Here is a 24,455-nt window from a genome sequence, read left to right as displayed (position 1 = left end):
GCTGATACACCCCGCGTTAACGCGATCTGTAGCAGCTGGCGAAGCCTGCGTTCGGCTGCGAAGCAGTCGCGAAATCAGGCACTGCGGTCCCTCAGGCGCATGGGGCATTCAGGGTTTACGACTGCTTCGCAGCCGAACGCAGCCTCGCGAGCTCGGCAGCTGCTACAGATCGAATGCAGCCTTGCTACAAAGGCCGCGTTAAAACTGCCAATTGAGACTCAGCCCTACGCCGTGGCTCTTCTCGTGGTTGGCCAGTTGGCCGGTGTAATCGAGGTTCAGCCGAACATCCCGGCTCAAGGCCAGGCTGGCATGGGCGCCCACCAGCGCCGCATCGCGAACCAGTGGCGAGCTTTCCACCACGAACGGAGTGCCACCGTTGGCAAATGCCAGGTGTTCCTCGGAATCGGTGTTGCTCAGGTTGTGCTGCCAGCCGAGGCTGCCGCTCAGGTCCAGTTGTTGCTGGCCGGAAAGCGTCACCGTTTTCAGTGCGCGTACGCCCAAGGTGCTGAGTACCGCGTCACGCTGGTCGCCGCTGCTTTTGAGCGCCGCGGCGTCACCTTTTTCGGTGAAGCCCTCAGTGTCGAGGTGCACGTAAGCCAGATTGGCGAACGGTTCCAAAGCCAGTGCTTGCAGGTTCAAACGATAGGCCGCTTCGCCGAACACCTGGGTGGTCCCGGCATCGACCTTGGCTTTCTGTTTGGCGCTGACGTCGCCGTATTGCAGGTCACGTTTGACGTCGGCCCGATGCCAGCTGTAGGCACCACCGGCACTCAGGCGCCAGGCGCCCATTTCGTGGCCGGCATAGGCGCCCAGGTGATAACTGTCGACCTGCGTTGATGAATGAGTTCCAGAGCCCATGCTGACCGAGCTGTCGCTATAACCGGCGACCAGGCCCACACGGGTTTGGTCATCCACCGCACCATCGACACCCGCCAGCAAACCGCCAATCGACGTGGTGTAGCCGGCAGTGTCGTGACTGCCATCGGTCTTGCCCCAGGCGCCCAATGCCTTGATCCAGCCATTGCTTCGGGAACCATTGGCTTCGTTGAGACGCTCACCGACCGTATCGCGCAGATACCGGCTGTCGTTGATCAGCACTGAGCCCAGCGCTGGGTAAATTTCCCCCGACAATTGCTGGAAGGCCTGTTGCGCTGAACTGGCGGTCGGCGACAGCAGCAGGCTTTCGTAGACGGCGTTACCCGCGCCAAGCCCTTCCGCTGCGGCCGCGACAGAACGCTGATTCGGCGTTTGCCCGACGCTGGCGAAGGTTGTGGCGTTACGCTCAATGCTCAGCTGAATGCCAGTCGCGGCGTAATCGAGGCTGCCGCCGATGAACAGGTAGTTGGGCAGCACCGCGCCGAACTGGCCCTGAATCCCGCCCGCCGCTTGCAGAATGTTGTACTGATTGCCTAGCAGGCTTTGCACTTGTTGGGTGCTGAGCAAGGTCGGGCTGTTTTCCAGGGACAGGCTCACGGTGGCGCCGCTGATCGTGGCCGTACCGCCCGCAATAATCTGGTCGCTGCCGGTGGGTGACAGTTCGACGGCATAGATCGAACCCGGCGCAAATGTCACATCGCCGCTGACTTGCAACGTACCGATGGAGTTACCGGGCGCCACGGTGCCGCCGGAATGGGCGGTCAAGGCAGCGATTCGTCCGTTACCGCCGAGGGTGCCGCTGTCATTGACGGTCACCGCCGACGTCAACGAGCCGTTCACCGCCAGCAAACCACCGTTGACCGTGGTCGGGCCGCGATAAGTGTTGTCGCCCGTGAGCATCAACCGTCCGGCACCGGACTTGATCAGGCTGCCTTCGTAGACTCGATCGGCAGCGGCGGAATCACGAGCTGTGCCCACTGCATAATCGGTCTGATCTTGCTCACTGGCGCCGGGCGGGACACCGTTCTCCCAGCCCTTGTCCATCAACGTCTGTTGCCAGGCGCGGCGTTCGGCAGCGTCTTCGGACTGACGCTGAATCAGCGCCTTGTCTGAAATGTCATTGCTCCAGACATCGCTCTGCCCTGCCCCCAGATTGGCGTCGAACGACCCGAGCAATTGCCCCGGCCCGCGCATCGCCCGTTCGAGGTTAGCCACGCCCCAACCGATGCGCGCGCTCGGTGCGTCGGTGAGCGAACCGTCGAGCTGCGTTGCGGTGGTCAGCAGCACCTCAAGCGCCTGCTGATTGTTCATGTACGGATAGCGTTCCATCACCAGCGCCAGTGCCCCGGTGGCATGCGGCGCGGCCATGGAAGTGCCGGATTTGATCGCGTAACCGCCGCCGGGAATGGTGCTGTCGATCTTCGCGCCCGGCGTGGTGATGCACCAATACTTGGCGATGCCGCACTGGTTGTATTTCTGCTGATTGCTTTGATCCAGCCCCGACACTGCCAGCCAGTTGCCTTCCAGGTCCGGCTGAAAATACGGCAAGGCCGAACGCACGCTGGCATTCGGGTAACCGCTGTTGCCGGCGCTGAACACGTTGATCACGCCGCGGCGCGAAACGTCGGCGGCGGCGTCGAGCCAGGTGTTTTTGTTCCAGTGCTGGGCGTAGGCCGCATGCAGGTCGTCGAGGGTTCGGTAACTGACGTCCGGCGGCTGGCTGCCCCAGCTGTTGTTGATCGCGCGCACGCCGGCATCTGCCAAGGCGTTATAGACCGCGGTGAAGTAGCGCGGGTCGGGGCTGGGGCCGAACAGGAAACTGTCGTTCTTGTTGGTATTGCCGACGTAGATTTGCGCGTTGTACGCCACGCCATGCATGCCAGTGCCATCCCGGGAAGCGCCCATGGTGCCGGTGACGTGGGTGCCGTGGGAGTCGTTGTTGGTGTTAAGCGTACCGTCGACGTTGAACGCTGAGCCGTCGACATAGCTGCCGCTGGCCGTCACCGCGTGATAACGGTCTGCGGCAAATTCGGGATGGCTGGAGTCGAAGCCGGAATCCAGCGCGCCGATTTTCACGCCCTTGCCGGTAATGCCGGCGGCATAGGCTTGATCGGACTGCATGCGCGCCAGGCCCCAATCGCGCTGGAATTCCGCCGAGCGCCAGCTGGCGGGATCACCGGGTTTACCGGTTTCCAGATAAAGCGCCTGGGCTGGGCCTGGTACTGCTGAAATCAGGAGCAATAGCGTGCCGACCGACATCGGCTTGATCTGTACGTCCATGTTCATGACTCTCGCTTTTTTTTGTTTTTTGTAGGAGCTGCCGCAGGCTGCGATCTTTTAACGTCAGCAAGGACGCCGGAAGATCAAAAGATCGCAGCCTTCGGCAGCTCCTACGGGGGTATGCGATCTTCCTTGGGTTATCGCGTTATCGGGCCGAAGGCCTCATCCACCTTGGCCAGATCCTGTTCGCTCAAGGTCCCGGCGTAGTAGTGCAACTTGGTCCAGGCCATCAAATAGTCGTAGCGTGCCTGGGCCAGATCCCGTCGGGTGGTAAACAGTTGTTGTTCGGCATTCAGCGCATCGAGGTTGACCCGTTCGCCGCCCAAAATGCTTTGCTTGGTCGAAACCACCAGCGCTTCGGCCGACACCAATGCCTTCTGATAAGCCCGCAATTTATTGACCCCCGACAGGCAGGCGCTGAACTGGCGGCGCAGCTGGATCAAGGTTTCCCGGGTCTTGCCGTCCAGCTCGTACTCGGCCTGTTCCATGGTGCGACTGGCCTGACGGGTCGAGGCCGAGACCCCGCCGCCGGCATACAGCGGCACATTGACTTCAATACCGATGGTGTTGGTGTCGTAGCGCTGGTTGTAGGTGTTGCCGCTTTCCGATTCGTTCTGGCGCACGGAGGCGTAGGCGCTGACTTTTGGCAGGTGGCCGGCGCGGTTGCGTTCGACCTCGTAGCGCGCCACTTCCACCGCCTGACGCTGGGAGGCCAGGTTGGGGTTATTGGCCACCGCCATCTCGTGCCAGGTGTCGTAATTGGCCGGTTGCAGGGTGAAGGTCTGGAAGTTCTGATCCAGTGGCGTCAGGTCGCCAATGTCGATGGCCGGCACGCCAATCAGTGCGCCCAGCTCACGCAGCGCCGCATCCTGTTCATCGCGCGCCTCGATTTCCTCGGCGGTCGCCAGTTCGTAACGTGACTCGGCTTCGAGGATATCGGTGCGCGTGCCCTCCCCTTGGCGGAACATCTGCTCGTTCTGCTGAAATTGCTGCTCGAAGGCTTTTTTCTTGGCCCGCGCAATGTCGATCTGGTCCTGAGCGAACAGCGCCTTGGTGTAAGTCTCCAGCACGCGAACCAGCAGTTCCTGGCTCTTGCCACGAAAGTTTTCGTCAGCGAACAGCGATTGCGCCACGCCCTTGCGGTACGCCGCGTAAGCCTCGTAGTCGAGCAGCGGCTGTTGCAGGGTCAAGGTCGAGCCGTAGCTGCTGTAGTTGCGGTCCTCGGTGAAGTCTGGTCTCCCCTCATTAATTTGAGTGACCTTGGAGGTGTTACGCCCCTTGTTGTAGTTGTAACCGATCCTGGGCAGCAACCCGGCGCGGCCGATGGCGCGGTTTTCAAGGCCTGCATCGCGTTCCTTGATGGCGCCAAGGAACACTGGATCATTGCGTAACGCTTGCTCGTAAATGTCGAACGGCCCCATGGCCATCGCGCTGTTGCACGCCAGTAACCCCAGGGTCGCTGCGAGCAGGGAAAACTTATTCATACAGCCGAACATCCTTATTCCTCGGTCAACGCGGAGCCTGCCCGGTCGAGCAGCGGTTTGAACAAATAGTTGAGGAGTGAACGTTCACCGGTACGCACGAACATTTCTGCAGGCATGCCGGGCTTGATCACCAGACCGTTGAGTTTTTCCATGGCCTGGTCACTGACGCTGCTGCGCAGCACGTAGTACGGCACACCGGTTTTCTCATCGACCATCTGGTCGGCGGAGATCAGGCTGACTTCGCCGGGGACTCGCGGGGTACGGCTCTGGTTGAACGCGGTGAACAGAATGTCCACCGGCAAGTGCGTGCCGACCTTGTCGATCAGGTTGATCGGCAGGTGCCCTTCCACTTCCAGGCGAGTGCCTTGCGGGACGATCTCCAGCAGCGTGTCGCCCTGACGCACCACGGCGCCTTCGGTGTGAACCCCAAGGTTGACGGCGATGCCGTCGGCGGTGGCGATGATTTCGCTGTGTTGCAGGTCGACGCCGGCGGAAGTCAGTTGCTCTTCCAGGGTCACGCTTTTGAGCTGCGCGTCGGCCAGTTGGCTGCGGACTTCCTTCTGGTATTCCTCGCTGTGCTGTTGCAGCTTCAGCCGGGATTCAAGGATGCCCTGCTCCACCCGACCGCTTTCGCCAGTGTTCTCGGCCAGCTGTTGCTGCACTTGCGACAACTGACGCTGATAATCCATCAAGCGGTTGCGCGGGATGTAGCCGTTGTCCGCCAAGGGCTGAAGATTGCTCAACTGTTGTTGCAGGGAACTGGCCTGGGCCGTCAGGTCGGTGCGCGCGCGGCGCATGCCGGCCAGTTGCGCACTGGCGCCTTCGATGTTGGCGCGTAGGGCGGCTTGCTCACGGGAAAAGGCTTCGCGACGGCTGCTGAACAATTGCCGTTGGCCTTCAAGCACCAGGGCCAGGCGCGGGTCCGGATCGTTGCTCAGTTCGGCGGGGAAATTCACCTGCTTGAGGTTGTCCCGTTCACTCTGCCAGCGCGCCAGGCTGGCCCACGCCATGCGGTATTGCGCTTGCAGCGATTGCACGTCGGCCGCGACCTGGGTCTGGTCGAGGCGGAACAACGGCTGGCCCTGCTTCACCACTTGCCCTTCGCGCACCAGAATCTGGCTGACCACGCCGCTGCTCATCGATTGCACGGCTTTGCGCTTGCCCGAGACCACCACGGTCCCCTGCACCGGAATGCCTTGATCGAGCGGCGCGAGGCTCGCCCACGTGAAGAAACTGCCGGCACCGACAATCGCCAGAATCCAGCCCATGCGGGCGAAGAAACGCGCGTCGCGCTCAGGACGTTCGGCGATGTAGTCGTGTTCCATTGTCGCTTCGCTGTCGTCGTTCATGCGTGTGCTGCTCATACACCCGAATTCCTTGTCGTGGGCTGATACTGCCGGCTCATGCTGAGCCCGCCCGGTGCTTGCGCAGGTTTTTCACGTGGCTGTTCCTGAGCGCCTGACTGATTACCGGCAAGCGCCTTGAGCACTTCCTGGCTTGGGCCGAAGGCCTGCAAGCGACCTTCGTTGAGCACCAGCAACTTGTCGGCCTGGGCCAGCGCCGAAGAACGATGGGTAACCAGAATCACGCTGGTGCCCTGGGCCTTCATGTGCGCGATGGCGCCGGCCAGTGCCGCTTCGCCGACGGTGTCGAGGTTGGAGTTCGGTTCATCCAGCACCACGAGGCTTGGGTGGCCATACAACGCGCGAGCCAGGGCCACACGTTGCTTCTGGCCACCGGACAAGCCGCTGCCGTCTTCGCCAAGCACGGTGTCGTAGCCCTGCGGCATGCGCAAAATCAGTTCATGAACGCCGGCCTGTTGCGCGGCTTCGACGACTTTTTGCGGATCCGCCTCACGGAATCGGGCGATGTTTTCGGCGATGCTGCCGCTGAACAATTCGATGTCCTGGGGCAGATAACCGATGTAGGGGCCAAGGTCGTCGCGGTTCCAGCGATGAATGTCCGCGCCATCGAGACGCACCGTGCCGCCCAACGTCGGCCAGACGCCGACCAGCACCCGCGCCAGCGTCGATTTACCGGAACCGGAAGCCCCGAGTACGCCCAGCACCTCCCCGGCGCCCAGGTTGAAGTTGACCATGTGCAAAGTTGCTGCCCGTTGCCCCGGTGGGCCGGCGCTGACTTGTTCGAACGTGATCTGGCCTTTTGGCGCCGGCAGCGCCATGGCCTCCTCAGTCGGTGGAAAGGCCTGCAGCAAGGCGTCGAGACGGCGGTAAGCGAGTTTGGCGCCGCTCCACTGTTTCCACACAGCGATCAACTGATCGATGGGGCTCAGTACCCGGCCCATCAGGATGGAACCGGCGATCATCATCCCGGCGGTCATGTCACCCTGGATCACCAGCAACGCGCCCAACCCCAGCACCAGGGATTGCAGGCACAGGCGCAGGGTTTTGCTAAGGGAACTGATGACCGCGCCAGTGTCGCTGGCCTGATTCTGCAAGCCGAGAAAACGCGAGTGCACCTGAAACCAGCGCTTGCGCAAGACACCGAGCATGCCCATCGCCTGAATGGTTTCGGCGTTATGCAGGTGACTGGTGGCCAATTGGCTGGATTTCTGGGAAAACCCTGCGGCTTCGCCCAAGGGCTTTTTGGTCATCGCCTCGTTGAGGCAGGCCAACCCGATCAGCAGCACCGCCCCTGCGGTGGCCAATACGCCGAGCCAGACGTTGAACAGAAAGATCACAAACAGATAGACCGGAAACCACGGTGCGTCGAAGAAGGCAAACAGCGCCGGGCCGGTGACGAATTGGCGAATATGGGTCAGGTCGCCCAGGGATTGCCCGGCGTTGCCCTCGCCTTTGAACAGATTGCGCTCGAAAGCGGCCTGATATACCCGCAGGTTGAAACGGCGCTCCAGTTGGCTGCCGATACGGATAACGATGAAGCTGCGCACGATTTCCAGCAAACCGATAAACGCGAAGAAGCCGACCACCATCAATGACAACATCGCCAGTGTGGTTTCGTTTTGCGAAGACAGCACCCGGTCATAGACTTGAAGCATGTAAATCGACGGGACCAACATCAGCACATTAATCAGTGCTGTGAAACACCCTACGCTGATCAGGATGCTTTTATAGTCGCCCAGTGCCTTGAATAACGGTGCGGTGGCCGGGCTCTTCGCCATCTTCATTGGTTTTTCCTGAGGTATTAATCCTCGCCTTACTTGGCGAGGTTCCAATTAACTGTCCGCACATGGGTCGAGACATTCTTTTGCTGGTTATCGCTTACACATTAATAACAACTCTTTGGGTTCTTCAAAGAGTTCCGTTATTGAACGGCTGCTTATAACGGCAGTCACGAGCTTCATATTCAGCGCTTGGCGGCGGCCCGGCACTGTTCACTTATGCGCTACGCGCTACGCGCTCGAGCGTAATGATCAGACCTGACTTCAAGGTGCTTTTATAAAACCCCTCATGCTGTCGGCTGAAAAACACAATTCTTGAGCCTTCTTTACCGGTCACGGCAATGCCGTCCGGTTCCGGAAACCAGCCGATCGCCGACTCGTTCAGCCAGGCGCCGAGGCAGTCGGCCCCCTCACCCAGGGTCTGGTTCAATTTGAGCTCGATCAAGCAGACATTCGATGGTTTGTCCTGTAGCGCCTGGGACTCGGGCAAGTCTTGCGCGGCGTTCAAGGTGGCCTGCCATTTCCCGGCGAGTTCCGACGGGTCGGCTAATTTCAAACTGCGTGCCATGGCTACCTCTCCAAGAAACATCATCAGCGTCGCCAACAGCCACGCGGTTGCTTTGTAGGTAAAAGCGTTGTGGATCATAGGGCGTTTTACTCATGGTTGTAGCCTTACTCATGGCACCTGCCGTTCAAGGGACAGAGAACGGCGCCTCAAGCGCCGCCCTCCTTTTTGCCTTGAATCAGGCCACGATGTCCGAGAACGACGCCTGGCCAACGGTGCTGACCAGGAAGTCAGCCACGCCGTGCCCGGAGAAGTCCACCGACAACAGGCTATTGCCGCCCGAAGTGGTCAACACTGCATCGCCTGCCGCACCCGTGAAGGAGTTCACGAAGTGCAGGCCCGCGCCCTTGGTGATGCCGGTCAGGTCGATCTTGTCCAGGCCACTGACAAAATCGAGGATCTGATCGACGGCACCTGGCTTGGAGTCGCTGCTGGCCGCGAATACAAAGGTGTCCGAACCCGAACCGCCCCACAGTTTGTCGGAACCGCCCGCGCCGAAGAGGATGTCGTTGCCGGCACCACCTTTCAGCTCGTTGGCCACGCTGTTGCCGATCAGCAGGTCGCTGCCCGAACCGCCAATCGCGTTCTCGACGGTGACCCCCTTGGCAATGGACACATTGCCCACCATGCCGCCAACATCGGAGAACGAGGCTTCATTGAGGTTGATCTTCTGGTTTTGGGTAAAACCGGAGAAATCCAGGGTGTCCTTGCCGCCCGCATCCCAAACCGAGAACACGACTTTGTCCGACGACGATGAAGCGCTCAGGAAGTCGCGACCGGCGTTGGAGTTGAAGCCGTAGGTGGTATCACCGGTACGGGTGGTGGTGTTGGCACCGTAGAGTTTCTGAATGGCAGCGATATCGTCCATCAGCGGGCCGGACGCATAGGCTTCCACACCGCCCTTGCTGAAGTTCTGGTCGGTATTGCTTTCGCTCCAGTAACTCATGAGGCTGTAGCCGCGGGTGTCTTCCCCGTAGGTCGCGTCGTTGTAGGTCGGCGCACCTTCACCAGCGTTGTAGTCGCCAGGGTGAGCCAGGCCCAGGGAATGACCGATTTCATGGGTTAGGGTCTGACGGCCGTAGTTGTTCAGGTCCGGCGTCTTGTTGACGTTATAGCCACTGCCCGTCAGATACCACGAAGTACCGTCATAACCTGCACCGGTGCCTGGCAGGTAGGCGAATGCTGCCGCGCCATCCTGACCACCACTGTAGTTACCGAAGGTCATGTGACCGTCGCCGCCAAAAGACTTCTCGGTGAAGGTGACTTTGGCCACGTCGGCCCAAGATTGCATGGCGAGCACGGCCTGGGCTTTCTGTTGTGCGCTGAACTGGCTGAACCCGGTAATACCGTGCTTGTTCATGGTGCTCGACGAAGCCGAGGTCAGGAACGTGTAGGTGAGTTCGATTTTGCCGCTGCCGTCCTTGTCCTGGTAGGCAGCGCCGTCACGCAGCAGCTGGGTAGCAGCCTCGTCGACGGAGAAGGAGGGTTTGCCATTGACCGTGAGATTGCCACCCCGATCATACTGATGGCTGAAACTATCGATCTGGTTGTAGGCGGAACTGGGTGCAGCCAGCGCTTGGAATGGCTGAAAGCCCTGTTCGGCAAGATCAATAGCGTTGTCTTTTACTTTCGACATAAACACACTTCCTTGTTTAGCAATGGAACAGTTTTTGTCCGATACGACAATCTCTGGCGAGATCGTCCTATCACTCGCCCAATGAAGGCGTATAAAAACTGACACAATTCGAAATCAAACGTCTACATTTTTTTTGACGTCAAATTGAGCTGTTCCGGTGAACGCCAGTAAACAGTGCGTGTGCTGTCGAAATATTGTTTGTAGTAGAAGGTTTTAGCCGGATTGTCCGACAATTTGATATTTAAATATTAAATATGTGTAAGTTGTTTTTCTGTAGATTAGTTCTCGTTTTTTGGACTTATTAATATAAGTGCCAGTGTATTGCCATCAAATAAATTAAACGATCAGTTAGTTGTAGTAGTGGCCAAGGACAGAGCTCCGTGACCACAGGCGAAATCGACTCAGCTCCCCGTCCGAATCTTGTTCCACACCCGCGTCCGCACCCGATCTACATTCAATGGCATGGCTTCCAACGCAAACAGTTTCCCCATCATCTCCGGGCTCGGATAAACCTTGGTGTCGTTCTTGATGGCTGGCTCGATCAGGCTGTCAGCCTGTTCGTTGCCGTTGGCGTAGTGCACGTGGTTACTGATGTTGGCCATGACGTCGGGACGTAGCAGGTAGTTCATGAAGGCGTAACCGGCCTTCTCGTCCGGTGCGTCGGCGGGCATGGCGACCATGTCGAACCAGATGGCGGCGCCTTCCTTGGGAATGGAATAGCCAATGTCTATGCCGTTTTTGGCTTCCTTGGCGCGGTTTTCCGCTTGCAGGATGTCACCGGAAAAACCGACAGCCACGCAGATGTCGCCATTGGCCAGGTCGCTGGTGTACTTGGAGGAGTGGAAATAACTGATATAGGGCCGGACTTTCATCAGCAGCGCTTCAGCTTTTTTGTAGTCTTCGGGGTTCTTGCTGTGATGTGGCAGCCCCAGGTAATTCAACGCGGCCGGCAAGAGTTCCGGGCCGTTGTCGAGGATCGCCACGCCGCACTTTTTCAACTTCGCCATGTTCTCGGGCTTGAAAATCAGGTCCCAGGAGTCCACTGGCGCGTTGTCGCCCAACACTGCCTTTACCTTGGCAACGTTGTAGCCGATGCCCGTGCTGCCCCACAAATACGGAAAGCCATGTTCGTTGCCCGGGTCGTTGGCCTGCAACGTCTTGAGCAGCACCGGATTGAGGTTTTTCCAGTTCGGTAGCTGGCTTTTATCGAGTTTCTTCAGCGCCCCGCCCTGAATCTGCCGCGCCATGAAGTGGTTGGATGGGAACACTACGTCATAGCCGGATGTGCCGGTCATCAGCTTGCCATCAAGGGTCTCGTTGCTGTCGAAGACGTCGTAACTGAAGGCGATGCCGGTTTCTTTCTGGAAGTTCCTGGTGGTGTCTGGCGCGATGTAGTCCGACCAGTTGTAGATTGTAACGGTCTCGGCGGCCTGACTGAGGGTCGCGATGAGCGCAAGTGGAGCAAGTGTCAGTGTCTTTCGGATCATGAGTCGATTCCTGTATGAGTTGTTGTTGGCAGGCAATCAGAAGATCAAAAAATCAAAACGTAGGTCTTGCGCACGGTTTCCTGGATGTCCCAGATGCCGAGGCTATTGGCTGGCAACATCAGTGCATCGCCGGCTTCTATATAGAGGGGTTCACCGTCGTCCGGGGTGAAGGTGCAGCGGCCCTGAATGAAGTGACAGAATTCTTGGGCAACAATCTGCCGGCGCCAGCGGCCGGGGGTGCATTCCCAGACGCCGGTTTCGACACCATCGTCGCGTTCGACGCTGGTGGTCGAGGCCACTGCCAAGGGCACGCCCAATGGCACGGCGACCGGAGTCGATTCATCCAGCTTCAGGGTTGCGGTGTGCTTGAAGTGCGTAATGCGCATGGGAATACCTGTCGATGTAGAAAACGCCGTTTAGTGCATGAACCCTTCCATGAACCCCGCGACCCGGCTGGCCAGTTTGCGTCGCCAGGGCGCGGTGGCCGGGTTGGCCAGGGTCTGGTCTTCGTGGACGAAGCTGCGGATGATTGCGTTGTAGCCCAGCCAGCGGCAGGGCTCGGGTTCCCAGGCCTTGAGCGCGTCGAGACCGCCCTGAGGAATGACCCACGGCTGACGGACCAACTCGGTGTCGCGCTGAAGAATCAGGTCGGCCAGGGTTCGCCCGCCGAGGTTGCTGGCACCGACGCCCTCCCCGCCATAACCGCCGGACAAGGCGATGCCGCTGGCCTGATCGCAGAGCATGTGCGGCTTGAAGCGCCGAGACATGCCCAGGTTGCCGCCCCAGGCATGGGTGATTCGTACGTTCTTGAGCTGCGGAAAAAGTTCGCTGAACAGGTAGCGCCGCAACTCCACTTCGCTGGTGGTCAAGTCGAAGTCATGACGCAACTTGCCAGCAAATTGATAGCCACCACGGGCACCAAATACCAAGCGGTTATCCGCCGTGCGCTGGCCATAGGTGACTTGGCGGCTACTTTCACTGAAAGCCTGACCGTGGCTGAGGCCGATTTCGTCCCAGGTCGCGGCGGACAGCGGTTCGGTCGCCACCAGCAAACTCTGCACCGGTAATTGATAACGGTCCAATGGCGGCAGTGTGACCGCATAACCTTCTACCGCCGGCACAATCCAGCGGCTGCGAACCTGAGCCTTGGCTGTACGCAAACTGCCCGACTGCCATTGAGTGACCGGGCTGTTCTCATAGATGTTGACCCCCATGCGCTCCACCGTCCGCGCCAGACCTCGAACCAACTTTGCCGGGTGAATGGTCGCGACGTGCGGTGCATAGATACCGCCATAAGGTTTGGTAATTCTGATCTGTTGCGCCAATTGCTCGGGACTGAGCCAGCGATAATCGCTTTCGGTCAGCCCTTGGCGATAGAGCGTGTCCAGATAATGGCGCAGGCTGGCTTCCTGTTCGGGATAACGCGCAGCACAGTAAAGAACCCCGCCTTTGCGATAATCGCAGTCGATGCCTTCTCGTTCGAGGACGATCTCTACTTCGTCAGGGATACCGTGCAGCAAGTCGAAAGATGCGCGGCGCTGTTCCGCCGGCAAATCGGCGAGCAAGCGATCTTCGCCCAGCAGGTTGCCCATCAACCAGCCGCCGTTACGGCCGGATGCGCCGAAACCCGCGGTGTTTGCTTCGACGATGGCAATGTTCAGCCCCGGCGCCAGGCGCTTGAGGTAGTACGCGGTCCAGAGCCCGGTGTACCCGGCGCCAATGATGGCCACGTCGACGTCCAGATCCTGCTCCAGTGCCGGGCGTGCCAGCAATGGCTCATCGAGTTGATCCATCCACAAACTGATCGTGCGCCACGCCGACATGCAAGACTCCGCCACTCAGAACTTCGATGGCGTCGATCCTAGTGCGTGGGGTCAGGGATTGTCTTGCGCGCGTGCCCGCAAAGAAATTTGCTTGGCGTAAACCTTGGGCGAGAGGCCTGTGTGTCGGCGAAAACAGCTGTAAAACGCCGACAACGAATTGAAGCCGGCCGCGAAGGCCAGTTCGTCGATGCGCACTGGCGGCGTGGCGGCGTCCAGTGCCGCAAGCAAATGCTGCAACCGCGCCTGATTGACGTAACGGTAGAAGCTTTGGCCCAGCACCTGATTCAGCAGATAGGAAATCTGATTGCGGCTGTACCCGCACTCCTTCGCCACCCGTTGCAGGTCGAGTTCAGGATCCAGATAAGGTTGCTGGCGCTGGAAGTACTGCTGCAAATCCTCGGCCATGAAACTCAGCTGCCGCGGTGACAGCCCGAGCCGGCTGACCGCCGGGCGATCATTGCCTGCGGCCTTGCCGGTCGCTTGTTCGTGCACGAGCGTGGCGTATTCATTGACCCGCCAGATCAGCCCGTCACGTACGGTAATCGCCTCGCTGGTCCGAAACGACACCAGCCCTTCACCGCCGCGAAGGGTGATGCGGTATTGAATGAACGCCGTGTCGCCGTCCAGGCGAATACGGTCCGAATGCTCCAGGACCTCATCTGGGTCGCGAGGCATGCTGTCGCGCACGTACTCGCGCAATTCATCCAGCCCCATCATGCGGTTCTGGAAAAAGTCGTTGTACTGGATGCCCGGGTGATAAAGCGCCATGACGCCATCCAGATCCCGGTGTTTCCAGCGCAGGTGGTAACGCATGACCGTCTCGCCCGTGGCCTGGGTTTGCAACGGACCATCATCATCGGCGTGCATAAGGGACTCGACGAAAAAAACCGAGCTTGACGAAGTTCTGACGAGGCTTCAATGGCCCGTGGAATGCCCCGGCAACATTGGCCCTTCGCCACAAAAAAACGGTGTCCCGTGATTTGCATCAAAAAAAAATGAACCTATCGCTAAACGGACTGAAAAATTCCACATGATTTTCACATCTGGATGCTACTTTTAAAGACAGTCACCGGTTGAGCCACTGAAGGTTCTTCCCTCCTGACATGAGCTAAAGGAAGCGCTCGATGAATAAGGTGGGCAACACATGAATAAAGGGTCTTTCAGCAAAGTCACTTTTCCAAATGCCTGCCAGCTGATGCGCTGGCATTTTCATCCCATGGGTTTCGAAGCCACCATGGATGCACCGAGCAGTATGGTTGCCCGGTTATTCGACCGCGCCAGTGGCGAAACCATGATCGCCATTGCAGGCATTCCTTGCGCAACGGTCATGAATGCGGCGGATGTAGAACGAATCATTGAAGCTGTGGAAGATGAGCTTGAGGCCTTCATTCCGCCGGAGGCTCTCAGAAGTTATGCCTGACCACCAACGCTCGACAAAAAGCCCGCTCGAACCATGAGCGGGCTTTTTCTATCTGTAGCAGCTGCCGAGCCCGCGAGGCTGCGTTCGGCGGCGAAGCCGTCGTAAAAATCAGCAATTGCGGTATGTCAGACAGACCACATCAGCCGGACTCACGACTGCTGCGCAGCCGAACGCAGCCTCGCGGGCTCGGCAGCTGCTACAAAGTCTGCGTCGCGGCTTAAATCGTTTAACCGATCCTCATCAACGCCTGTGCCAGATCGGCGCGCAGGTCTTCGACATCCTCAACCCCCACTGACAAACGCACCAGCGCATCGCCGATACCGAGTTGTGCACGGGTTTCGACGGGGATGCTGGCATGGGTCATGATCGCCGGGTGCTCGATCAGGCTTTCCACCCCGCCCAGGCTCTCGGCCAGGGCGAAGATCCGCACATTTTCAAGGAAGCGCTTCGCGCCGGCCAAGTCGCTGTTCAGGTCGAGAGAAATCATCCCGCCGAACCCACGCATTTGGCGCCGCGCCAGTTCGTGCTGCGGGTGCGATGGCAGGCCCGGATAATAGACACGCGCCACCTGCGGCTGACGCTCCAGCCATTGCGCCAGCTCCAGTGCGTTGCTGCAATGGCGTTCCATGCGCAATGCCAGGGTCTTCACGCCGCGCAACGTGAGAAAAGCGTCGAATGGCCCGGCGATAGCCCCCACTGCGTTCTGCAGGAAACCCAGGCGCTCAGCCAGTTCAGCGTTCTGCCCGACCACCGCGATGCCGCCGATCACGTCGGAATGACCGTTCAGGTACTTGGTCGTCGAGTGCAATACGATATCGAAGCCCAATTCCAGCGGGCGCTGTATCCACGGGCTGGCGAAGGTGTTGTCGGCCACACAGATGATGCCTCGGTCGCGACAGATACGCGCGACGGCGGCGAGGTCAGTCAGGCTCAGCAAAGGATTGCTCGGCGTCTCGACCCAGACCATCCGCGTGTCATTCTCAAGCGCCGCTTCGAAGGCCGCCAGATCGGTCAGATCAACAAAACTGAAGCGATGCCCGGCACTGCGCCGGCGCACCTTGTCGAACAGGCGGAATGTACCGCCATACAAGTCATTGCCGGAGACGATGTGTGCACCGACGTCGAGCAGTTCGAGCACATTGGCGATCGCCGCCAGCCCGGAAGCGAAGGCAAAGGCCTGGGTACCGCCCTCGAGATCCGCCACACAACGCTCCAACGCAAAGCGCGTCGGGTTGTGCGAACGCCCGTAGTCGAAGCCCTTGTGCACACCGGGGCTCTGTTGCAGGTAGGTGGAGTTGGCGTAAATCGGCGGCATCAGCGCCCCGGTGGACGGGTCCGGTGTCTGTCCGGCATGGATCACACGGGTGGCGAAGGCGCGTGGTTTGGCGGTTTCATCGTGCTGACTCATGCAAGGGATCTCCGCAAGTAATTGAGCATGTCGACGCGGGTAATCAGCCCGTGGAAAGCCGAGTCGTCGGCGATCATCGCCACCAATCCACGATCGAGCTTCGCCTCCAGTTCGGCCAGACTGGCGCCGGGTGGCAGGATTTCCAGCTTGTCAGTCATCGCACTGCTCACCGGCATACGGAAGTGCGAAGCGTCCTCATGCACGCCAAGCAGGATATCGGACTCGTCGATCACGCCGACCAGCCGCTGCCCGTCCACCAGCACCGGCAGTTGCGACACATCCGCCAGGCGCATGCGCTGGAACGCGGTGAGTAAAGTGTCGTCCGGCCCCACGCTGACCACCCGACCATCCTCGAAACGTCGCGCGATCAGGTCACGCAAATCACCGTAACGCTTGCGCGCAAGCAGCCCCTGATCGTTCATCCACTGGTCGTTGTAGACCTTCGACAGGTAGCGGGTGCCGGTGTCGCAGACGAAACTGACCACCCGCTTCGGCTCGGTTTGTTCGCGGCAGTAACGCAGCGCCGCAGCGAGCAATGTGCCAGTCGAAGAGCCGCCGAGAATCCCTTCGGCGCGCAGCAATTGGCGGGCATGATCGAAGCTTTCCTCGTCGCTGATCGAATAAGCCTTACGCACGCTGGACAGGTCGGCAATCGACGGAATGAAGTCTTCGCCAATGCCCTCCACCGCCCACGAACCGGGCGTACCAAGGGTGCCGCTGCGGCTGTATTCGGCCATCACCGAGCCGACCGGATCGGCCAGCACCATTTCCAGATTCGGTTGTACGCGCTGAAAGAAACGGGTCAGCCCGGTCAACGTGCCGGCCGAACCGACACCGACAACGATGGCATCCACATCATGCTGAGTCTGCGCCCAGATCTCCGGAGCGGTGCTGCACTCGTGGGCCAACGGGTTGGCCGGGTTGTTGAATTGATCGGCGAAGAAGGCGTCGGGAATTTCCTGCGCCAACCGCGCAGCGACGTCCTGATAATATTCGGGATGGCCCTTACCGACGTCGGAGCGAGTGATGTGCACTTCGGCGCCCATGGCCTTGAGGTGCAGGACCTTCTCGGTGGACATCTTGTCCGGCACCACCAACACCACCCGATAACCCTTGGCCCGGCCGACCAGGGCCAGGCCCAGACCGGTGTTGCCGGCGGTGGCCTCGACGATGGTGCCGCCGGGGCGCAGGCGGCCATCGCGCTCGGCGGCGTCGATCATTGCCAGACCGATGCGATCCTTGATCGAGCCACCGGGGTTCTGCGATTCGAGTTTGAGAAACAGCGTGCACGGGCCGGTATCGAAGCGGCTGACACGCACCAGCGGCGTATTACCGATCAGTTCGAGCACGGCGGGACGGGAGTCGTTCGGCATGTCGTCACCTCGCTGCATGTATCCGCATTGGATGGACAGCGACCTGCGGCGAATCATTGCGCGCCAGTCGCAAGCAAAGCCTCGCCTTGGACCATAGGCCGGGATTGCGCCCCCCGCAACTTTTCACAGCCAGTCGGTAGGGTCTCTATGGCGAGCGAGCTTGCTCGCCACAGGTTACTCTGACTCAAGACTTTCAGTGAACGGCTTCAGGAGTCAGGCAGAGACTTTTCCTTGACGGTGATCCGCGAAGAACGCCTTGCCCTTGCCGATCCGGTCGGAGGCCTTGGGCATGTTCGCCGCCGAGGTATCCTGGCCATCGACATACCAGTAGCAATGGCTGACTGCCCGGGTGATGCCCACGTAGGCCAGCCGCAGGATCTCGTCTTTCTGTGCACTGTCGTAAGCTTCGCTGTCGCCAGCCTTGCCGAGCCCGGCCATGCGATAGACCTGGTTCTTGTAGGGTGAACTGGTCAGGTGCTGGCAATCGCCCAGCAGAAATACCGCATCAGCCTGCAGGCCCTTGGCGCTGTGATAGGTCAGTTGTTTGAGTCGTCGAGCCTCGTACGGCAAGCTGGAATCCACATTAACTACAGGTCGAATATGTTCTTCTATCAATGACTTATCGCTGCTTTTTCGATAAAGCATCAAGATTGAATCGCCTTTTCTGTAGTGCTCGATCAGGCGCTGGGCCATACCCTGGTCATCCCGATCAAGAACATTCACCGGCAGCAGTGCCTTGGGTTCACCACTGGCCTTGGCCTTCTTGCCAGCGATCGCCGGTGCCGCGCGGACAATATGCTCCGCCGCGTCGATGATGTGCTGATGGCTGCGGTAATTGTCGCTGAGCATCACTTTGGTCGTGCTCGGCGACGGGAATTCCTTGTTGAACTCCATGAAGTAAGTCGGCGAACTGCCGCGCCAGCCATAGATGGACTGCCAGTCATCACCGACACAAAGCAATGACGAACGCTGCGCCCCGCGTCCCACATGCATGGCCGGTCCGCGACTGCGGATCTCCGCCAGGCTGGCGCGAATCCACGACACGATCTGCGGTGACACGTCCTGAAACTCGTCGATCATCAAGTGCGACATCGGCCTGAGCAGCTCATCGCTCAGCAGCTTGAAATTCTCCGGCGAATGTTCGCTGAACAAGGCGAACATCCGGTTGTAGGTCATCATCGGTGGTGATTGATCCAGCAGATGATCTTCCAGCGCTCGCCAGAACAGACTCAAGGCCTCGAAGAAGAACCGGTCCGGGTCATCCTTGGCGAAACTCATCTGGCCCACAGCGTTAGATACATCCAGGCCGAGGTTTTCGATAAACCCGGCCGCCGCGACAAAACAGTCCAGCAGCGGCGCGGAGCCGAGTTCGCCCTTGACCTTGTAATCGAAGCCCGGCCCGGCGCTGGCGTCTCCAGCAAGGGAAGCCAAAACACGTTTTGAAGATTCATAACTGTCTAGCCATATCAAAGGCTTACGACAGAAAGCTTGAAACAGGGTGCGCTTTACCGCCCATTCTGCGCGCACTGAAAGTTTGGCATTCGGACGGCTGATCTGGGGATTTTCCCGAGGATCGAAACCCAGCACCACCCAAGCGTCCAGCGTTGGAATATAGCCGTGGCAATGAAAGGTCGAGCCGTTGATATCGAAGGTCTGACGATTCGGTTCGATGCCCTTGATCGGCCAGGCGCCGGCGCGAAACCACAAGTCTTCGATGGTGTCGCACAGTTCTTCATCGCGCTTGGCGGCGAGTTCAGTCACCGCCATGCGCTTTTGCACGTCCGGGTGATCATGCTCCAGCTCTTTGAGCTGCAAGGCATGACGCGACAAAGGCTTGATCAGTTCGCAAAAACGCTCATCTCGGGTGTAAAGGCTGTGATAGCAGGCATTGAGTTGCTGGCGCTGGGCGTCGTTGATGCGCAGGTCGAAGGGGTTGCTGTCGACCTCCTCGTCGCCGCTTTGCACGCGGTGACTGAGGTTTTCGAAGGCTTGCAGCCGCTCGAAACCCGGCAGACTGCGAACCATCGGCAGGATGCGTGAATGGAAAGTGCGCACCAGATCCCGCGCTTCTCTAAGGCTGATTCCCCGGCCCCAGACTGCAAACAGTTCGATCAGCTTGTTGATGAAGTCCTTGCGCGATTCGCGGGTGAAGGTCACCACGGTCATCGAGCTCAACTCAAACCCCAGATAATGGCTGAGCAGCAGAATTCGCAGCACCAGGGTGGTCGATTTGCCCGCGCCCGCCCCGGCGATCACCGAGGTCGAGGGTGTGTCGCTGAAAATCATCTTCCATTGGGCAGCGCTCGGTTGGGCATGCGCGGGCAGCAATCGCGCCACGTCGGCTTTCATGCGCTTCTTCAGTTCTGCACTCAATGGCAGGCGCCAATCGTCGAACAGATTGTCATCAACGTTGGGCGGTCGATGCTCGGTTGAGCGCGAGTCGCGAATCAACAGAACCTGCCGACCTTCCTCCAGCCCCTCGAGTTTGCCTTCCTTAAAGCCGTACTCCACACCGGCGCTATGCCCGCTGCGAAAACCGTCGGCTTGCCCGTGTAGCCAAGAGGCACGGTGTTGCGCGCGCAGGCGGGTAAGGCCGTGGCCAAAGAACCGGGCGGCCAGGCGCTTGAACAAAGGCATCTCGGCCAAGGGACGAAGTTCGGGGGGAAGATCGGGGGTGTGTTGCGGCACGCTGACGGACTCCAGGGTGTGAGGCTGTTGAGGGCTATGGTGTCTGCATTTGCCGTTGAGTTCTAGTGAAATGCTTACAGGTCATTGGGTTATGCGATGAAGTGAAGGCTGGATGAGAATATTTCGAGGTTATTTGATATCAACCAATTCGATTGTATTGAGGCATTTTTTACGCTTTTTATCGATGGGTGCCTGATAGATCATGCTCGCCATCAACCACCGGTTCTCGTTTGTGGCCCAGGCGTTCTGCCCCATGACGAACCTTTTCAGGAGACGATCATGCTTGAACTCAGACCTTTCAACTCGCTGGGTGGCGCGCATCATGGCTGGTTGGATGCACATCACCACTTTTCGTTCGCCGAGTACCACGACCCCAAACGCATGAACTGGGGCAACCTGCGGGTGTGGAACGATGACGTGATTGCCCCCGGCACCGGGTTCCCGCAACACCCGCACCGGGACATGGAAATCATCACTTACGTTCGTGAAGGCGCGATTACCCACCAGGACAACCTCGGCAACAAGGGCCGCACCGAAGCGGGCGACGTTCAGGTTATGAGCGCTGGCACCGGGATCGCTCACAGCGAATACAACCTGGAAGCGACCGAGACCCGGATCTTTCAGATCTGGATCATCCCTAACGAAGCCGGTTCAGCCCCGTCGTGGGGCGCCAAGCCGTTCCCCAAAGGCGAGCGAGAAGGTTTCGTGACCCTGGCCAGCGGCAAAGCCGGCGATGATCAAAGCCTGCACATTCGCGCCGATGCGCGATTGGTTGCAGCGAATCTGAAGGCCGGGGAATCCGCGGAGTATCACTTGGACAGCGGCCGTCGTGCTTATCTGGTGCCAGCCGCTGGCGTCATTGAGGTCAATGGCTTGCGTGCACAAGCTCGAGATGGTGTTGCGATTGCCGATGAGCAGGTGTTGCGCGTGACCGCGATTGAGGACAGCGAGACTGTGTTAGTGGATGTGGCTTGATGGGGTAAATGCGGAACAAAAAAAGGGGCGACCGTTAATAGGTCGCCCCTTTTTTGTGGCTGAAATCCTGGGTGACTGTAGCGAAGGGGCCCTCAATCACTTCGCAGAAATTGCGCTATCTACCAAGGTCTGAGCTTCCGCCACCAACTGCTTCAGGTGAACGTCACTGACAAAGCTTTCCGCATAGATCTTGTAGATATCCTCAGTACCCGACGGCCGCGCCGCGAACCAACCGTTCTCGGTCATGACTTTCAGACCGCCGATAGCCTGGTCGTTACCCGGTGCGTGGCTGAGGATGCTCTGGATCGTTTCGCCCGCCAGCTGAGTCGAGGTGACCTGGTCCGGCGACAATTTGCTCAGCAGCGCTTTCTGCTCAGGGTTCGCCTTGGCATCGACCCGTACCGAGAACGGTTCGCCCAGTTCATCGGTCAGCGCGCGATAGGCCTGGCCAGGGTCACGGCCCGTGCGGGCAGTCATTTCGGCGGCCAGCAATGCCGGAATCAAGCCGTCCTTGTCAGTGCACCAGACACTGCCGTCCTTGCGCAGGAACGAGGCGCCGGCACTTTCTTCGCCACCAAAACCGAGGGAACCGTCGAACAGACCATCCGCAAACCATTTGAAGCCAACCGGCACTTCGTACAGGCGACGGCCCAGACGCTTGGCAACGCGATCGATCAAGCCACTGCTGACCACGGTTTTGCCCACGGCTGCGTCAGCGCGCCACTGCGGACGGTTCTGGAACAGGTAATCGATCGACACCGCGAGGTAGTTGTTCGGTGCCAGCAATCCACCGGACGGGGTCACGATGCCGTGACGGTCGTGATCCGGGTCGCAGGCAAACGCCACGTCGAAGCGCTCTTTCAGACCGATCAGGCCTTGCATGGCGTGGGTGGACGATGGGTCCATGCGGATCTGCCCGTCCCAGTCGACGGTCATGAAACGGAATGTCGCATCAACTTCTTTATTCACCACTTCCAGATCCAGGCGATAGTGCTCGGCAATCGCTGACCAGTAGCGCACCCCTGCTCCGCCCAGCGGATCGACACCCAGACGCAGCTTTGCATCGCGGATGGCGTCGAAGTCGATCACGTTGATCAGGTCGGCGACATAGGTGTTGAGGTAATCGTGACGATGGGTGGTGCTGGCCTTCAGGGCCTGCTCGTAGCTGATGCGTTTGACGCCAGCGAGTTTTGCCGCCAGCAGCTCGTTGGCCTTGGCTTCGATCCACTTGGTGATGTGGGTATCGGCCGGGCCACCGTTGGTAGGGTTGTACTTGTAGCCACCGCTTTGTGGCGGGTTGTGAGACGGGGTGATGACGATGCCGTCCGCCAGGCCCGAAGTACGCCCACGGTTGTAGCAAAGAATCGCGTGGGAAATGGCCGGCGTCGGCGTGTACTCGTCGCCTTCGGCGATCATCACCGTCACGCCATTCGCCGCCAGGACTTCCAGGGCACTGGCACCGGCCGGCGTGGACAGCGCATGAGTGTCGATGCCGACGAACAGTGGACCGTCAATGCCCTGGGCTTCGCGGTACAGGCAGATCGCCTGGCTGATGGCCAGAACGTGCCATTCGTTGAAACTCAGATCGAACGAGCTACCTCGGTGTCCGGACGTGCCGAAGGCAACGCGCTGGGTAGAAATGGCTGCATCGGGCTGGCCGGTGTAATAGGCCGTTACCAGTCGCGGGATGTCGACCAACAGTTCTGCCGGTGCCGGTTTGCCCGCAAAAGGACTGAGTGTCATGCAAAACCTCTGAGAAAGAGTGGTTCGGGAATAGAACGCAGTTTACTGACAGTTTGCCCTTGGCGCGATGTTATCGATTGTCAGGTTCCGAGGATAAGTTTGCACCCAAGCTCAGTCGATCGATTCCAGGCGCAAGGCATCCGCCAACAGACCCAATGCATAGGCGAGGTCGTGGTGACCACCGAAGGTATGACTCAGGCGCAAGTGCTGCCTATGCAGGCCTTGCAAGCTGAACAATTCTCCCGGCGCAATCACCACATGTTGCTTGAGCAAACGCTCGAACACTCGAGGCACATCGACCTGGCGCAACGAGCGGATCCAGATCGTCGCCCCGCCCTGGGGCTCGATGAAGTGCAGCGCGTCGGGCAGACGTTCTTCAAGCAACTGAGTCATCTGCACCATGCGTTCCTTGAGCAGTCGACGCAATACCAGCAGGTGCTGGTCGATGCGCCCGTTGCTGTACAGCCGCGCAATGGCTTTCTGACGGATCAGCGACAAGCGGAAAGCGCGCAGCAAAAAGTGCCGCTGCAATCTGGCACGCAATTGTCGCGACAGCAGATAGCCGAAGGGCGCCTCCGACCCGATGAATTTCTCGAATGTGGAAAACACGATCAGCCGATCCGGGTCCAGCAGATCGCGAAATCGCAGGCTGTTCGGCTCGAATTCAAGCTCGCCATAGCAATCGTTTTCCAGTACCCAACTGCCATGTCGTTTCAGCAGCTGTGCGGCGGATTGCCTGTTGCTGTCAGTCGCCACACTGCCTCGTGGCATGTTCAGCCCCGATGAAAGCATCACCAGTCGCACCTGTTTGGTCTCAAGCAGTTCCTTCAACTGATCCAGATCCAGACCACCATCGGCTTGCAACGGCAGCTCGATCACCTGCACGTCTGCATCCTGGAGCAGACGCAGAATGACCCAGTCGCACGGTGATTCGACCACCACCACAGCGTCTTTGAGGCCAAGGACGGCGATCAATATTTCCAGGACTCCCCGCAGATCTGCACCGATATAGACATCATCGGCATGCCAGCAACGTGTCGGCGAAGTGGTGTAGCGCGCCGCGAGAGCGGTGCGCAGTTCCAGCTCGCCGCAGGGTTGCGAAGACGGTTGCGGCTGGCGCGGATACTGGCGCAGCAGTTCTCTCTCCAGCAACAACAACGGGCTATCCAGGGGTTGTAACAACGCCGGCTCATCGGCGCTCAGCACCAGCATGCCGGGACGCCTGGCATTGACATAAACCGTTTCGAGCAGGTCCTTGCCCCTACCGGGCATGCCGATTGAGGACACGGGGAGTGAGTAGTAACCGGACTTGGCCACCGAATAGACGCGCCCTTCCTTCTCCAACAGCGAATAGGCGTACTGAATGGTCGAGATCGACACATCCAGGCGGCGCGCCAACTGTCGCAATGAGGGCAGGCGCACGTGCCCGTCACTGCCCGGTTCATTGATCAGATTAGTCAGGTAACGGTACACCGCCTGGTACGCAAAATCGGTATCTCGTGGTCCTTTCATGGGTAACGGCCGAACAAACTACGAACGTCGTGACGCATCCTTG

17 protein-coding genes are annotated in these 24,455 nt (G+C 59.3%); 2 read left to right on the top strand and 15 right to left on the bottom strand.

All coding sequences use genetic code 11. The annotated features are described in order from the left end of the window. Nucleotides 1-198: 198 nt before the first annotated feature. The 10 genes from eprS to ACYZT2_RS14685 form a co-directional block, all read right to left on the bottom strand. Nucleotides 199-3,156 carry an autotransporter serine peptidase EprS gene (eprS, locus tag ACYZT2_RS14730; RefSeq protein ID WP_461973112.1) on the bottom strand — a complete coding sequence of 986 codons (2,958 nt, stop codon included), beginning with the start codon at nucleotides 3,154-3,156 and terminating at the stop codon, nucleotides 199-201. 137 nt (nucleotides 3,157-3,293) lie between these two features. Further along, entirely contained in the window at nucleotides 3,294-4,652 is a 1,359-nt protein-coding gene (locus ACYZT2_RS14725; RefSeq protein ID WP_461965049.1) for a TolC family outer membrane protein, read from the bottom strand. A 2-nt stretch (nucleotides 4,653-4,654) separates the two neighbouring features. Then, nucleotides 4,655-6,004 carry an HlyD family type I secretion periplasmic adaptor subunit gene (locus ACYZT2_RS14720; RefSeq protein ID WP_253551998.1) on the bottom strand — a complete coding sequence of 450 codons (1,350 nt, stop codon included), beginning with the start codon at nucleotides 6,002-6,004 and terminating at the stop codon, nucleotides 4,655-4,657. Then, nucleotides 6,001-7,788 carry a type I secretion system permease/ATPase gene (locus ACYZT2_RS14715; RefSeq protein ID WP_461965046.1) on the bottom strand — a complete coding sequence of 596 codons (1,788 nt, stop codon included), beginning with the start codon at nucleotides 7,786-7,788 and terminating at the stop codon, nucleotides 6,001-6,003. The genes ACYZT2_RS14720 and ACYZT2_RS14715 overlap by 4 nt, the downstream gene beginning before the upstream one ends. A gap of 211 nt (nucleotides 7,789-7,999) precedes the next feature. After that, nucleotides 8,000-8,428, bottom strand: coding sequence for an AprI/Inh family metalloprotease inhibitor (locus ACYZT2_RS14710; RefSeq protein ID WP_461965044.1), 429 nt, complete (start codon nucleotides 8,426-8,428; stop codon nucleotides 8,000-8,002). A 97-nt stretch (nucleotides 8,429-8,525) separates the two neighbouring features. Next, a complete protein-coding gene (locus ACYZT2_RS14705; RefSeq protein WP_461965042.1) occupies nucleotides 8,526-9,983 on the bottom strand; it encodes a serralysin family metalloprotease in 1,458 nt (485 codons plus the stop codon). A gap of 401 nt (nucleotides 9,984-10,384) precedes the next feature. After that, a complete protein-coding gene (locus tag ACYZT2_RS14700) occupies nucleotides 10,385-11,470 on the bottom strand; it encodes a polyamine ABC transporter substrate-binding protein (protein WP_461965040.1) in 1,086 nt (361 codons plus the stop codon). Between the two features lie 44 nt (nucleotides 11,471-11,514). Next, entirely contained in the window at nucleotides 11,515-11,856 is a 342-nt protein-coding gene (locus tag ACYZT2_RS14695; protein WP_461965038.1) for a cupin domain-containing protein, read from the bottom strand. 30 nt (nucleotides 11,857-11,886) lie between these two features. Beyond that, complete coding sequence (locus ACYZT2_RS14690) at nucleotides 11,887-13,293, bottom strand: NAD(P)/FAD-dependent oxidoreductase (RefSeq protein WP_461965037.1); 1,407 nt, start codon at nucleotides 13,291-13,293, stop codon at nucleotides 11,887-11,889. Between the two features lie 51 nt (nucleotides 13,294-13,344). Then, nucleotides 13,345-14,160 carry an AraC family transcriptional regulator gene (locus ACYZT2_RS14685; RefSeq protein WP_461965035.1) on the bottom strand — a complete coding sequence of 272 codons (816 nt, stop codon included), beginning with the start codon at nucleotides 14,158-14,160 and terminating at the stop codon, nucleotides 13,345-13,347. Between the two features lie 277 nt (nucleotides 14,161-14,437). Here ACYZT2_RS14685 and ACYZT2_RS14680 point away from each other — a divergent pair, with 277 nt between their 5' ends. Beyond that, nucleotides 14,438-14,713 carry a DUF1652 domain-containing protein gene (locus ACYZT2_RS14680; RefSeq protein WP_461965033.1) on the top strand — a complete coding sequence of 92 codons (276 nt, stop codon included), beginning with the start codon at nucleotides 14,438-14,440 and terminating at the stop codon, nucleotides 14,711-14,713. A 226-nt stretch (nucleotides 14,714-14,939) separates the two neighbouring features. Here the strand turns inward: ACYZT2_RS14680 and ACYZT2_RS14675 are convergent, their stop codons facing one another. The 3 genes from ACYZT2_RS14675 to ACYZT2_RS14665 all read right to left on the bottom strand — a co-directional run bounded on the left by ACYZT2_RS14675 (nucleotide 14,940) and on the right by ACYZT2_RS14665 (nucleotide 20,182). Beyond that, complete coding sequence (locus ACYZT2_RS14675) at nucleotides 14,940-16,121, bottom strand: cystathionine gamma-synthase (RefSeq protein WP_461965031.1); 1,182 nt, start codon at nucleotides 16,119-16,121, stop codon at nucleotides 14,940-14,942. After that, nucleotides 16,118-17,494, bottom strand: a complete 1,377-nt coding sequence (locus ACYZT2_RS14670) for a pyridoxal-phosphate dependent enzyme (protein WP_461965029.1) — start codon at nucleotides 17,492-17,494, stop codon at nucleotides 16,118-16,120. Before ACYZT2_RS14670 ends, ACYZT2_RS14675 begins: the two co-directional genes overlap by 4 nt. Before the next feature lie 213 nt (nucleotides 17,495-17,707). Further along, nucleotides 17,708-20,182, bottom strand: coding sequence for a UvrD-helicase domain-containing protein (locus ACYZT2_RS14665; RefSeq protein ID WP_461965027.1), 2,475 nt, complete (start codon nucleotides 20,180-20,182; stop codon nucleotides 17,708-17,710). 279 nt (nucleotides 20,183-20,461) lie between these two features. On the opposite strand from ACYZT2_RS14665, the gene ACYZT2_RS14660 reads away from it, so the two are divergent. Then, entirely contained in the window at nucleotides 20,462-21,157 is a 696-nt protein-coding gene (locus ACYZT2_RS14660) for a pirin family protein (protein ID WP_461965024.1), read from the top strand. 96 nt (nucleotides 21,158-21,253) lie between these two features. Here ACYZT2_RS14660 and pgm read toward each other — a convergent pair whose 3' ends face one another. Together pgm and ACYZT2_RS14650 are read right to left on the bottom strand one after the other, a co-directional pair. Continuing rightward, nucleotides 21,254-22,900, bottom strand: a complete 1,647-nt coding sequence (gene pgm / locus ACYZT2_RS14655) for a phosphoglucomutase (alpha-D-glucose-1,6-bisphosphate-dependent) (RefSeq protein ID WP_461965022.1) — start codon at nucleotides 22,898-22,900, stop codon at nucleotides 21,254-21,256. 111 nt (nucleotides 22,901-23,011) lie between these two features. After that, nucleotides 23,012-24,412 carry an aminotransferase-like domain-containing protein gene (locus tag ACYZT2_RS14650; protein WP_461965020.1) on the bottom strand — a complete coding sequence of 467 codons (1,401 nt, stop codon included), beginning with the start codon at nucleotides 24,410-24,412 and terminating at the stop codon, nucleotides 23,012-23,014. Nucleotides 24,413-24,455 lie beyond the last annotated feature (43 nt).

The organism is Pseudomonas sp. MDT1-85, assembly GCF_054898065.1.
This window is presented reverse-complemented; position numbering and strand designations above follow the sequence as displayed.